14 protein-coding genes are annotated in these 12,776 nt (G+C 64.2%); 13 read left to right on the top strand and 1 reads right to left on the bottom strand.

Annotation, left to right across the window (positions count from 1 at the left end):
- Positions 1–4: 4 nt before the first annotated feature.
- Positions 5–616: a LysE family translocator gene (locus FIU28_RS12895; protein WP_143573469.1), complete on the bottom strand. Its 612-nt coding sequence runs from the start codon at positions 614–616 to the stop codon at positions 5–7.
- 219 nt (positions 617–835) lie between these two features.
- Between FIU28_RS12895 and FIU28_RS12900 the strand changes: the two genes are divergently transcribed.
- The 13 genes from FIU28_RS12900 (at position 836) to FIU28_RS12960 (ending at position 12,713) form a co-directional block, all read left to right on the top strand.
- Positions 836–1,390 carry an NADPH-dependent FMN reductase gene (locus FIU28_RS12900; protein ID WP_143573471.1) on the top strand — a complete coding sequence of 185 codons (555 nt, stop codon included), beginning with the start codon at positions 836–838 and terminating at the stop codon, positions 1,388–1,390.
- A 67-nt stretch (positions 1,391–1,457) separates the two neighbouring features.
- Positions 1,458–1,778 (top strand): FtsB family cell division protein, encoded by a 321-nt coding sequence (locus FIU28_RS12905; protein WP_143573473.1) that lies wholly within the window; start codon positions 1,458–1,460, stop codon positions 1,776–1,778.
- Between the two features lie 225 nt (positions 1,779–2,003).
- Positions 2,004–2,660, top strand: a complete 657-nt coding sequence (locus tag FIU28_RS12910) for a TetR/AcrR family transcriptional regulator (RefSeq protein WP_143573474.1) — start codon at positions 2,004–2,006, stop codon at positions 2,658–2,660.
- Between the two features lie 186 nt (positions 2,661–2,846).
- A complete protein-coding gene (pdhA, locus tag FIU28_RS12915; RefSeq protein ID WP_143573476.1) occupies positions 2,847–3,878 on the top strand; it encodes a pyruvate dehydrogenase (acetyl-transferring) E1 component subunit alpha in 1,032 nt (343 codons plus the stop codon).
- Positions 3,879–3,909: 31 nt separating this feature from the next.
- Positions 3,910–5,304, top strand: coding sequence for a pyruvate dehydrogenase complex E1 component subunit beta (locus FIU28_RS12920; RefSeq protein WP_143573478.1), 1,395 nt, complete (start codon positions 3,910–3,912; stop codon positions 5,302–5,304).
- A gap of 4 nt (positions 5,305–5,308) precedes the next feature.
- Complete coding sequence (locus FIU28_RS12925) at positions 5,309–5,614, top strand: DUF5076 domain-containing protein (protein ID WP_143573479.1); 306 nt, start codon at positions 5,309–5,311, stop codon at positions 5,612–5,614.
- A 2-nt stretch (positions 5,615–5,616) separates the two neighbouring features.
- Complete coding sequence (locus FIU28_RS12930) at positions 5,617–7,011, top strand: pyruvate dehydrogenase complex dihydrolipoamide acetyltransferase (RefSeq protein ID WP_143573481.1); 1,395 nt, start codon at positions 5,617–5,619, stop codon at positions 7,009–7,011.
- Positions 7,012–7,105: 94 nt separating this feature from the next.
- A complete protein-coding gene (locus FIU28_RS12935) occupies positions 7,106–7,543 on the top strand; it encodes an endonuclease domain-containing protein (protein WP_143573483.1) in 438 nt (145 codons plus the stop codon).
- Positions 7,533–8,951 carry a dihydrolipoyl dehydrogenase gene (gene lpdA, locus FIU28_RS12940; protein WP_143573485.1) on the top strand — a complete coding sequence of 473 codons (1,419 nt, stop codon included), beginning with the start codon at positions 7,533–7,535 and terminating at the stop codon, positions 8,949–8,951. Before FIU28_RS12935 ends, lpdA begins: the two co-directional genes overlap by 11 nt.
- Positions 8,952–9,135: 184 nt before the next feature.
- Complete coding sequence (gene glyA / locus FIU28_RS12945) at positions 9,136–10,437, top strand: serine hydroxymethyltransferase (protein ID WP_143573487.1); 1,302 nt, start codon at positions 9,136–9,138, stop codon at positions 10,435–10,437.
- A gap of 24 nt (positions 10,438–10,461) precedes the next feature.
- Positions 10,462–10,956 (top strand): transcriptional regulator NrdR, encoded by a 495-nt coding sequence (gene nrdR / locus FIU28_RS12950; RefSeq protein WP_143573489.1) that lies wholly within the window; start codon positions 10,462–10,464, stop codon positions 10,954–10,956.
- Positions 10,953–12,104: a bifunctional diaminohydroxyphosphoribosylaminopyrimidine deaminase/5-amino-6-(5-phosphoribosylamino)uracil reductase RibD gene (ribD, locus tag FIU28_RS12955; protein ID WP_143573491.1), complete on the top strand. Its 1,152-nt coding sequence runs from the start codon at positions 10,953–10,955 to the stop codon at positions 12,102–12,104. Before nrdR ends, ribD begins: the two co-directional genes overlap by 4 nt.
- Positions 12,105–12,713: a riboflavin synthase gene (locus tag FIU28_RS12960; RefSeq protein WP_143573492.1), complete on the top strand. Its 609-nt coding sequence runs from the start codon at positions 12,105–12,107 to the stop codon at positions 12,711–12,713. It begins immediately after the preceding gene.
- Positions 12,714–12,776 lie beyond the last annotated feature (63 nt).

A 12,776-nucleotide genomic window follows, 5' to 3' on the forward strand; every position in this document is an offset into this window, starting at 1 on the left:
GCTACTAACGCTCCGCGAATGCCAGCTTGGCGCCGAGCGCCGCGAAGGCCGCCGCGAAGCTACGGCGCATCCAGGTCAAAACGCGCGGGCGCGAGATGATGTGGTCGCGGATCGCGGCAGCGAACAGGCCGTAAATCGCAAACACCACAAATGTCATCGCCATGAATGCAGCGCTCAGCAGCAGCATTTGAGACAACGCGTGGGCCTCGTCGGTACGGATGAATTGCGGCAGGAAGGCGAGGAAGAAGATCGACAGTTTCGGGTTGAGGATGTTGATCAGTATCGCTGTCACGGTGACCTGCCGCGCCGAGCGGGCATCGACGTCTTTCTCGACCTTGAGCGGGCCATGTTCCTGCAGCGTGTTCCACGCCATGTATAGCAGATAGGCGACGCCGACATATTTGAAAATCTGGAACGCCAGCGCGCTGGCATGAAGCAGCGCCGCTACGCCGAGGATCGCCGCCGCCATGTGTGGGACGATGCCCAGGGTGCAGCCGAAGGCGGCGACGATGCTGGCGCGTGCGCCGCGCGAAAAGCCGGCTGCCAGGGTGTACAGCGCGCCGGTGCCGGGCGAGGCCACTACGATCAGCGAGGTAATCAGGAATTCGATGGTCATGAAGTCATCCCCCAACTCTGGCCGCGTCCGGGCGCGCTAACATAGCTGCTAAGCTGATGCCGGTGCCTATAACGTAGAAGTGTTTAATGCAGCCCGCAGATAGGTGGGCTTTCCGGCAGCGAACGGCGCGCTTGCCAAATTCATGCACTTGCATCTTGTTCAGGGATGAGCGAGAGGTTCCCGGTCGCTTTCCCGACGCAGTCCATCAAAGGAATTTCCATGGCTACCCACACCGTTGCCGTCGTCGTCGGCAGCCTGCGCAAGCAGTCATTCTCGCTCCGCATCGCCCAGGCGTTGTCCAAGCTGGCCCCGGCCTCGCTCAAGCTCAACATCGTGACGCTGGAAGGCCTGTCCTTCTTCAACCAGGATCTGGAAGCCAGCCCCCCGGCCGACTGGGTCAAGTTCCGCGAGACCATCCAGGCCTCCGACGCGGTGATCTTCGTCTCCCCGGAATACAACCGCGCCACCTCGGGCGTGCTGAAGAACGCCATCGACGTCGGCTCGCGCCCCTATGGCAAGAGTTCGTTCCTTGGCAAGCCGACCGGCATCGTCGTCTCCTCGCCCGGTCCGCAGGGCGGCGTCAACGCTGCGATGGACCTGAAGCGCATCCTGCCGGGGATCACCGGTCCGATCCTGCAGCAGCCGGAAATCTATCTGAACATGGTCGGCGATGCGTTTGACGAGAAAGGCGAGATCATCAAGGAAACGATCCGCCCGGTGATGCAGGCCTATATCGACGCCTTCGCCGCCTGGGTCGAAAAGCAGAAGAAATAAGCCAATACCACCAACGCCGCGGCCCGGTTGTTAGCCTCGCCTTAACCGGGCCGTCGCATGTTCGGGCATGGTCAAGCACACCCGCCTGAAATCCCTGCTCACCGGGCTCGCGCTCTATGCGCTGGCGGCGATGATGATCGGCTATTTCGGCGTCAACGCCTATACCGGGAAATACGGCCTGACCGCCCGCGGCGAACTCGACCAGGAAATCATCGCGCTGACCTCGGAGCTGGTGCGGCTGAAGAAGGAACGTGCCGAGGGCGAGTTGCGCGTGTCGTCGCTGCGCTCCAGCGGCCTCGATCCCGACATGCTCGACGAGCGCGTCCGATTCCAGCTCGACTACGCCCATCCGCGCGATCTCGTCAAAGTCATCCGCCAGCGCAACTAAGGGTCGGCAGCGTTGTCTTGCGGGTGAATTCGGGGATCGGCTGCGCGCCTGGCCCCTATTTCCACCGATATGCCGGCAATACGTTAATCACGTCATTAACGCCTGATTAGGTGCGGTTCGCTCACTACCGGTGGTATCGTGGAAATCATCTCAAACATGCGTCATTGCGATTTGTTAGTGAGCACTATAAATGTGGATAACGAAAAATTGAGCGAGAATATGTAAGTGATCACTAAAGTATTGTCGCTCCGCGGGCGGCCGAGGGGCTTCGAAATCGAGACCGCGCTCGAAACGGGCCAGCGCCTGTTCCACGCGCGGGGCTATAATGCGGTCGGGCTCGCCGCGCTGACCGAGGCGCTCGGCATCAAGCCCACGAGTTTCTACCGGACCTTCGGCAGCAAGGCCGGCTACTTCGCGCGCATCCTCGAACGCTACTCGCAGTCCGTGCTCGCGCTCGAAGACATACTGCGTCCCGGGCGGTCGGCCGCAGAAGCGCTTGCCGATCTGCTGGAGCGCGCGGCGCAAACCTATGCGCGCGATCCTCAACAACGCGGCTGTCTCGTGCTGGAAGCCGCGCGCGGTGGCGATGACGACGAGAGCGCCAATCTCGCCCGTCGCAGCGCGCAACATAAGCGTAGTCACATCCGCGTCTTCGTGGCGCTATCGAACCCGGACGCGGCCGATGCGGTGACGGACTTCGTCGCCAGCACGATGTCCGGACTATCTGCCAGCGCACGCGAAGGCATGAGCGAGGATCGCGTCGTAGCAGTGGCACGGGCGGCGGCCAGGGCGCTGCCGATTCTGCTCATCGAAAACAGCCCAATGGGGCAACAACCGAGCGCCAATGAGATGGGCGGCGTCGCTGCCACTCGCCGCATCTAAGAACACCTATCCGGATCCATCCCGCATATTACAAAACGGCTGCCATTCGCTTTCGAAAGTTGCGCGTATTGCACTGCGATATAAGGGTTTTATGACGTCAGCTACCATCACCCGCGATGCCCGGTCCTTTCACACCGCAGAATGATGGAGTAGAGAGGGCCATTCACTCTCGCATCCGGAATCCTTATGGCCGCACCGAAGAAAAGCGTCGCTCCCGCAGGGCAGGCAACGGGCAATGGCGCCACCCAGTCGTCACCGCCCGATTTCAGACGCGAGCAGGAGATGCAGGCGCTGCGCGACATGCTGCTGATCCGGCGTTTCGAGGAGAAGGCCGGGCAGCTTTACGGCATGGGCGCCATCGGCGGCTTCTGTCATCTGTATATCGGCCAGGAGGCCATCGTCGTCGGCATGCAGATGGCGCTGAAGCAGGGCGATCAGGTGATCACCGGCTACCGCGACCACGGCCACATGCTGGCCTGCGGCATGGACGCCAAGGGCGTCATGGCCGAACTCACGGGACGCCGCGGCGGCTATTCCAAGGGTAAGGGCGGCTCGATGCACATGTTCAGCCGGGAGAAGAATTTCTTCGGCGGACACGGCATCGTCGGCGCGCAGGTGTCGCTCGGCACGGGCCTCGCTTTCGCCAACCGCTACCGCGGCAATGATTTCGTAAGCCTTGCCTACTTCGGCGACGGCGCTTCGAACCAGGGCCAGGTCTATGAGAGCTTCAACATGGCGGAGCTGTGGAAGCTGCCGGTGATCTACATCATCGAGAACAACCGCTACGCGATGGGTACCTCGGTGATGCGCTCTTCGGCGCAGACCGACTTCTCGAAGCGCGGCATCTCGTTCAACATTCCCGGCGAGCAGGTCGACGGCATGGATGTTCGCGCCGTCAAGGCCGCCGGCGACAAGGCGGTTGCCTGGTGTCGCGAAGGCAAGGGTCCCTACATTCTGGAGATGCAGACCTATCGTTACCGCGGCCATTCGATGTCGGATCCCGCCAAGTACCGCACCCGCGAGGAAGTCGACAAAGTCCGCCACGACCAGGACCCGATCGAGCAGGTCCGCAACCGCCTGCTGGCGGAGAAGGTCTCCGAGGCGGATCTCAAGGCGATCGACGCGGAAGTCCGCGACATCGTCAATGAAGCGGCGGAGTTCGCGCAGCACGATCCCGAGCCGGATGCGTCCGAACTTTACACCGATATTTATCGCTAAGCGCGCAGCTTACAGTCGATCTGGAGTTACTATGGCCATTCAAGTGCTGATGCCCGCGCTGTCCCCGACCATGGAGAAGGGCAACCTCTCCAAGTGGTTGAAGAAGGAAGGCGATGTCATCAAGTCCGGCGACGTGATCGCCGAAATCGAGACCGATAAAGCGACGATGGAAGTCGAGGCGACCGACGAGGGCACGCTCGGCAAGATCCTGGTCGCCGAAGGCACCCAAGACGTCGCGGTCAACACGCCGATCGCCACCATTCTGGCTGACGGCGAGGATGCTTCCGCCGAGCCGGCACCTGCCAAGCAGGAGCAGGCCGCAGAGTCCGCGCCGCCGGCGGCCGACGCCAAGTCCGCGCCTGCACCGAAGGAAGAACCTGCTACGGCTCCTACCGCGCCGGTCTCGGTCATCGAGCAGGATCCGGAAATTCCGGAAGGCACCGAGATGGTGACCATGACCATCCGCGAAGCGCTGCGCGACGCGATGGCCGAAGAGATGCGCCGTGACGAAGACGTCTTCATCATGGGCGAGGAAGTCGCCGAGTATCAGGGCGCCTACAAGGTCACCCAGGGCCTGCTGCAGGAATTCGGCGCCCGCCGCGTCATCGACACCCCGATCACCGAACACGGCTTTGCCGGCGTCGGCGTCGGTGCGGCGATGTCCGGGCTGAAGCCGATCGTGGAGTTCATGACCTTCAACTTCGCCATGCAGGCGATCGACCAGATCATCAACTCTGCCGCCAAGACGCTGTACATGTCGGGCGGCCAGATGACCGCGCAGATCGTGTTCCGCGGCCCCAACGGCGCCGCCGCCCGCGTCGGCGCGCAGCACAGCCAGGACTACTCGGCCTGGTACTCGCAGATCCCCGGCCTCAAGGTGGTCGCGCCGCACACCGCGGCCGACTTCAAGGGCCTGTTGAAATCCGCGATCCGCGACAAGAACCCCGTGGTGTTCCTCGAAAACGAGATGCTCTACGGCCACACCGGCGAAGTGCCGAAGCTTGACGACTACATTGTGCCGATCGGCAAGGCGAAGATCGCCCGCAAGGGCAAGGACGTCACCTTGATCTCGTGGTCGAACGGCATGAACTACGCGCTGAAGGCCGCCGAAGAACTCGCCAAGGAAGGCATCGAGGCGGAGGTGATCGACCTGCGCACGCTGCGTCCGCTCGACACTGAAACCATCATCGAGTCGGTCAAGAAGACCGGCCGCGCGGTGACGGTGGAGGAGGGCTGGCAGCAGTCCGGCGTCGGCGCCGAAGTCGCCGCCCGCATCATGGAGCAGGCGTTCGACTATCTCGACGCGCCGGTCGGCCGTGTCTCCGGCAAGGACGTGCCGATGCCCTACGCCGCCAATCTCGAAAAGCTCGCGCTGCCGTCGGTCGCCGATGTCGTCACGGCCGCCAAAGCCGTCTGCTATCGGTGATCTGATGGCCGGGCCCAAGGAACAGCCGCTTCCCCCCGATGTCGTCGGCCGCGAAGAGGCCGTCGAGGTGCTTCGCGCCTTCGTGGTCGACGGTGGCCTGTCGATCGCGTTCACCCGCGCCTTCGAGGAGCCCGACATGTGGGGCATGCTGCTGGTCGACATCGCCCGCCACGCCGCGCGCGCTTATGCGCGCGAGAGCGACTATTCCGAGGACGAGGCGCTGGCGCGCATCGTCGATATGTTTGACGCTGAAATCGCGCGGCCGACCGACGTGGGCAACACCACGACGCGGTCGCAACAAGGTCACTGACAATGCCAATCAACATTCTGATGCCCGCGCTGTCGCCCACGATGGAGAAGGGCAACCTCTCCAAGTGGCTCAAGAAAGAGGGCGACGCGGTCAAGTCCGGCGACGTGATCGCCGAGATCGAGACCGACAAGGCGACGATGGAAGTCGAAGCCGTCGACGAGGGCACGATCGCGAAAATCCTGGTGCCGGAAGGCACCCAGGACGTGGCGGTGAATGCGATCATCGCGGTGCTGGCCACCGACGGCGAGGACGTGAAGGCGGCTGGGGCAGGCGGCTCGACCGAGAAGCCGAAGCCTGCAGCTGCCGCCGAAGCGCCAAAGGAAGCCGCCAAGGAAGCGCCAAAGTCCGCCGCAGCGCCGGCACCCGCCGAGAAGGCTGCAGCGCCCGCGCCGGCCAAGGCTGCAGCACCGGCTTCAGCCGGCAATGTCGTCACCAACGGCCTGACTGGCGATCGCGTGTTTGCATCGCCCCTGGCCAAGCGTCTGGCCAAGGACGCCGGCATCGAGATCGGCCGCATCAATGGCTCCGGCCCGCACGGCCGCGTCATCAAGGCCGACGTCGAGAAGGCCAAGACTGGCGGCGGCCTGAAGGCTCCGGCGGCTGGCGCGTCGCCGGCCTTGCCGACCGTCGCGCCCGGCGGCGCTATCGCGCCGGCGATGTCCGATCAGCAAATTCTCGGCCTGTACCAGCAGGGCGACTACGAGAGCGTGCCGCACGATTCGATGCGCCGGACCATCGCCCAGCGTCTGACCGCGGCCGTCAATTCGATGCCGACGTTTTATCTCACCGTCGATTGCGATCTCGGCAAGCTCTCCTCCGCGCGCGAGGAAATCAACGCCGCCGCCGGCAAGGACAAGGACGGCAAGCCGCTCTACAAATTGTCGGTCAACGATTTCGTCATCAAGGCCATGGCGGTCGCGCTGCAGAAGGTGCCGGAAGCCAACGTGTCGTGGACGGAATCCGCGATGCTCCGTCACAAGCATTCCGACATCGGCGTCGCTGTCGCTTTGCCGTTCGGCCTGATCACGCCGATCATCCGCCAGGCCGAGATCAAGTCGATTTCGGCGATCTCCAACGAGATGAAGGAGTTGGCCGCACGCGCCAGGTCCAAGAAGCTGAAGCCGAACGAATATCAGGGCGGCGCGACCTCGGTGTCCAATCTCGGCATGTTCGGCATCAAGGACTTCACCGCCGTGATCAATCCGCCGCAGTCCTCAATCCTGGCGGTCGGCACCGGCGAGGAGCGCGCGGTGGTGCGCGGCGGCCAGATCGTGGCCGCGACGATGATGAGCGTCACGCTGTCCTGCGACCACCGCGCCATCGACGGCGCGCTCGGCGCCGAACTGATCACGGCGTTCAAGAGACTGATCGAAAATCCGGTGATGATGGTGGTGTAGTTCTGTCTTCCTTCCCTCTCCCCAAGGCGAAGCGAAGCTTCGCCGGGTGGGAGAGGGTGGATCGACCGCGTAGCGGTCGAGACGGGTGAGGGGTATGCGCCAAGCCGTACCGAAGCAGAAACGCACCTTCGCCAAGACCCTCCGCGCCAATGCGACCGAGGCGGAGAAACAACTGTGGCGACTGCTACGTTCTCGCCGCCTTGCAAGTTTGAAATTTCGCCGTCAGGTACCGATTGGCCCCTGGATCGTTGATTTCGTATCGTTCGAACATCGTTTGGTTGTCGAAGCCGATGGTAGCCAGCATGCGGAAAGCGAAGACGACAAGCGGCGCGACTACGATTCGTCGGAGCGCGGTTTTCGCGTTTTACGTTTCTGGAATAACGACGTTCTGGCGCGGCCGCAGGCGGTACTCGAAATGATCATCGACGTCGCCTCGACCTCCCCCTCACCCGTCTGCGCGCCTGGCGGCGCGCATCCCCCCTCTCCCACAAGGGGAGAGGGAAGAAAGAGCAGAGAAGAACATGGCCGATAATTCTTTTGACGTCGTCGTGATCGGATCCGGTCCCGGCGGATATGTGACGGCGATCCGCGCCGCGCAGCTCGGCTTCAAGACGGCGATCGTCGAGAAGAAGCATCTCGGCGGCATCTGCAACAACTGGGGCTGCATTCCGACCAAGGCGCTGCTGCGCTCGGCGGAGATCTATCACTACATGCAGCATGCCAAGGACTATGGCCTGTCCTGCGACAACATCTCGTTCGACATCAAGGCGGTGATCGCGCGCTCGCGCGGCGTCGTGAAGCGGCTCAATGGCGGCGTCGAATATCTGATGAAGAAGAACAAGATCGCCATCATCTGGGGCGATGCCACGCTGGACGCGCCGGGCAAGTTCACCGTGAAGAAGGCCGAGGCCGAGGCGCCGAAGGGCTCGCTGGGCGAGGGCAGCTACACCGCCAAGCACATCATCGTCGCCACCGGCGCGCGACCGCGGGTGCTGCCGGGTCTCGAGCCCGACAAGAAGCTGGTCTGGACCTATTTCGAGGCGATGAACCCCGACCGCATGCCGAAGTCGCTGCTGGTGGTCGGCTCCGGCGCGATCGGCATCGAGTTCGCGTCGTTCTATCGCACCATGGGCGCCGACGTGACGGTCGTCGAAGTGCTGCCGCAGGTGCTGCCGGTGGAGGACGCCGAGATCGCCGCCTTTGCGCGCAAGCAGTTCGAGAAGCAGGGCATCAAGATGCTCGTCAACACCAAGGTGACCAAGCTCGACAAGAAGGCCGACAGTGTCGTCGCCACCATCGACGATGGCAAGAAGCCGGTGACGCAGGAGTTCGACCGGGTGATTTCCGCGGTCGGCGTGGTCGGCAACATCGAGGGCTTCGGCCTCGAGAAGCTCGGCGTGAAAACCGAGCGTGGCTGCATCGTGATCGACGGTTACGGCAAGACCAACGTGCCCGGCATCTACGCCATCGGCGACGTCGCCGGTCCCCCGATGCTGGCGCACAAGGCCGAGCATGAGGGCGTGATCTGCGTCGAGGCCATCAAGGGCCTGCACCCGCACCCGATGGACAAGCTGCTCATTCCCGGCTGCACCTACTGCCACCCGCAGATCGCCTCCGTCGGCCTCACCGAGGCGAAAGCCAAGGAGAGCGGCCGCGAGATCCGCGTCGGCCGCTTCCCGTTCACGGCCAACGGCAAGGCGATCGCGATGGGCGAGGACCAGGGCATGGCCAAGGTGATTTTCGACAAGAAGACCGGCCAGCTCCTCGGCGCGCATCTGGTCGGCACCGAAGTCACCGAGCTGATCCAGGGCTTTGTCGTCGCGATGAACCTCGAAACCACCGAGGAAGAGCTGTTCCACACCATCTTCCCGCATCCGACGATCTCGGAGACGATGAAGGAAGCCGTGCTGGATGCCTACGGCATCGCCCTGAATATGTAAGTCCGTAGCCCGGATGTCGTCGCCTTATCCGGGCTACAGGCGTACCACCTGCCTAAATCTTGCCCGTTCGGCTCAAAACCTTGGCCAAACCGGCCAGATATGGTATTCCGCGCGCGCCGCTTCTGATCGCCACCCGTGACCGCCCGTACCCTGCAACAGGCTGCGGCGGTGGAGATATTCGCCCATGACGTCTTCGGCCCACAGCGCTTCCGCGCCCGACTCGTTCTTCACCGCCACCATCGCCGACACCGATCCGGAGATCGCCGCGGCGATCAAGGGCGAGCTTGGCCGCCAGCGCCACGAGATCGAGCTGATCGCCTCGGAGAACATCGTCAGCCGCGCCGTGATGGAAGCGCAGGGCTCGGTGATGACCAACAAATATGCCGAGGGTTATCCGGGCGCGCGCTATTATGGCGGCTGCGAGTTCGTCGATATCGCCGAGAACCTGGCGATCGAGCGCGCCAAGAAGCTGTTCGGCGCCGGCTTTGCCAATGTGCAGCCAAACTCCGGCAGCCAGATGAACCAGGCGGTGTTCCTGGCGCTGTTGCAGCCCGGCGACACCTTCATGGGCCTCGACCTCGCCGCCGGCGGCCATCTGACGCACGGCTCGCCGGTCAACATGTCCGGCAAGTGGTTCAAGCCGGCGCACTACACCGTGCGGCAGGACGACCAGCTGCTCGACATGGATGCCATCGCCAGGCAGGCCGAGGAGGTCAAGCCGAAGCTGATCATTGCCGGCGGCTCGGCCTATTCGCGTAGCTGGGACTTCAAGCGCTTCCGCGAGATCGCCGACAGCGTCGGCGCCTACCTGCTGGTCGACATGGCTCATTTCGCCGGCCTCGTCGCCGGCGGCGTGCATGCCTCGCCGGTGCCTTACGCCCACGTCACCACCACCACCACGCACAAGTCGCTGCGCGGCCCGCGCGGCGGGTTGATTCTCACCAATGACGAGGCGCTGGCCAAGAAGTTCAATTCGGCGATCTTCCCGGGCCTGCAGGGCGGGCCCTTGATGCATGTCATCGCCGCCAAGGCCGTGGCCTTCAAGGAGGCGCTGCAGCCGGACTTCAAGGTCTACGCCAAGAACGTCGTCGAGAATGCCCGCGCGCTGGCCGAAACGCTGCGCGCGCAGGGCTACGACATCGTCTCCGGCGGCACCGACAACCATCTGATGCTGGTCGACCTGCGACCCAAGGGCCTGAAAGGCAACGTGTCGGAGAAGGCGCTGGTTCGCGCCGGCATCACCTGTAACAAGAACGGCGTGCCCTATGACCCCGAGAAGCCGTGGGTCACGTCGGGCATCCGTCTCGGCACGCCGGCGGCCACCACGCGCGGCTTCGGCATCGCCGAGTTCAAGCAGACCGGCGAGATGATCGCCGAAGTGCTGAGCGCGGTGGCGCAGTCCGGCGACGGCACCGCGCCGCTGGTCGAGGCCGCCGTCAAGGAACGCGTCAAGGCACTTACCGACCGTTTCCCGATCTATCAGTAAGTCCGTCCACTAAGGGTCTTTGGAATGCGTTGTCCGAACTGCAATAGCCTGGATACGCAGGTCAAGGACTCGCGTCCCACGGAAGATTCCGCCGTCATCCGCAGGCGGCGGGTCTGCATCACCTGCAATTTCCGCTTCACCACCTTCGAGCGGGTGCAGCTGCGCGAGTTGACGGTGATAAAGCGCGCCGGCCGCCGCGTGCCGTTCGATCGTGACAAGCTGGTGCGATCGCTGCAGATCAGTCTGCGCAAGCGGCCGGTCGATCCGGAGCGGGTCGAGAAGATGGTGTCGGCGATCGTGCGCGAACTGGAAAGCGGCGGCGAGGCCGAGATCTCCTCCGAGACGATCGGCGAGATCGTGATGGAGCACCTGCGCGGCGTCGATGATGTCGCTTATGTCCGCTTCGCCTCGGTGTACCGCAATTTTCGCGAGGCCAAGGATTTCGAGGCAGTGCTCGGCGAATTGTCTGGCGAGGAAGACCTCAAGAACGAACCCAAGCCGATCCCGTTGCGCAAATGATCTTTCGCATCCTGGAAGACCAGTATGCCGAAAAATCCAATGAGGCGAAGGCCGCCGACCGCCGCTTCATGCAGCTCGCGCTGACGCTCGGCCGTCGCGGGCAGGGGCGCACCTGGCCCAACCCTGCCGTCGGCGCGGTGATTGTCAAGGACGGCGTGATCCTCGGCCGCGGCTGGACCAAGCCCGGCGGCCGGCCGCATGGCGAGCCGGTGGCGCTGGCGCAGGCCGGCGACGCCGCCCGCGGCGCGACGCTGTATGTGACGCTGGAGCCGTGCTCGCATTTCGGCAAGTCGCCGCCCTGCGCGGATGCCATTATCGCGGCGGGCATTGCCCGGGTGGTGTCAGCGATCGAGGATCCCAATCCGGAAGTGGCCGGGCAGGGACATGCCCGACTGCGCGCCGCCGGCATCCGGGTCGATACCGGACTCTGCGCGGAGGATGCCGCGCGCGACCATGCCGGACATTTCCGCCGCATCCGCGACCACCGCCCGCACGTGATCCTGAAACTCGCAGTATCGCCGGACGGCATGATCGGGGCGGCCGGGCATAAGCCTTTCGCGGTGACCGGCGAGGCCGTGCGCGCGCGCGTGCATCTGCTGCGCGCGCAATGCGACGCGGTGCTGGTCGGTATCGGCACCGTGCTTGCCGACGATCCGGAGCTGACCTGCCGGCTGCCCGGCATGGCCGCGCGCTCGCCGGTTCGGGTGGTACTCGACCGCGCGCTGCGGCTGCCGGGCAAGACCAAACTCGTGCATTCGGCGCGCGCGCATCCGCTATGGGTGGTGACCTCAAGCCTTTCGGAGGCGCCCGCGGCGATGCTGCTGCAAGCCGCCGGCGCCCAGGTGATCCGGGCGCCGGTCATTACCTCCCCGGCGGGGCTGGATCTGCCGGCGGTGCTGCACGCGCTGGCGGGCCGGGGGATCACACGGCTGCTGGTCGAGGGCGGCGCCAGGATCGCGGCATCGTTCGTGGCAGCCGATCTGGTCGACGAGGTCTTGCTGTTTCGCGGCGCCCGCGAGATCGGCGAGGGCGGCGTGCCGGCGCTGGACGCAATGCCGCTATCGGCGATCACCGGGTCGCCGCGCTTCAAGGCTCGTGCTAGCGAAGCCCTGCAGAATGATACCCTCACGATCTATGAGCGTGCATAAATGTTTACCGGCATTGTCACCGACATCGGCGAAATCGAGACCCTGACGCCGAAAGCGCAGGGCCAGTTGCACCGGCTGCGCGTGCTCAGCCACTACGACCAGAGCAGCATCGTGGACGGCGCCTCGATCTCGCACAACGGCGTCTGCCTGACCGTGACCGGCTCCGGCACGGCCGGCAACCGCACCTGGTTCGAGGTCGATGCCGGCGCCGAGACGCTCGGCCTGACCACCGCGAAGCACTGGAAGGCGGGTACCCGGCTCAATCTTGAGCGTGCGCTGAAGATCGGCGACGAACTCGGCGGCCACATCGTCTCCGGCCATGTCGACGGCATCGCCACCATCGTCGCGCGCGAAGAGCTGCCGGACATGGCGCGCTTCACGCTGCGCACCAGCCGCGAGCTGGCACGCTTCATCGCCACCAAGGGCTCGGTAACGCTGGATGGCGCATCGCTGACCGTGAATACCGTCGACGACGTGACATTTTCGGTGCTGATCATCCCGCATACGCTGACCGTGACGACGGTTGGCGACTGGCAGGCGGGCGACGAGGTCAATCTCGAAGTCGACCAGATGGCGCGCTATGCGGCGCGGCTGACGGAAATGAAATAGCGCGCCGACGCCTCGGCTCTTGGCTTATGCCGCCGCTGCGCCTAAAACCCTGCGCAATCAAAC

Source organism: Tardiphaga sp. vice154 (genome assembly GCF_007018645.1).
Lineage (GTDB): Bacteria > Pseudomonadota > Alphaproteobacteria > Rhizobiales > Xanthobacteraceae > Tardiphaga.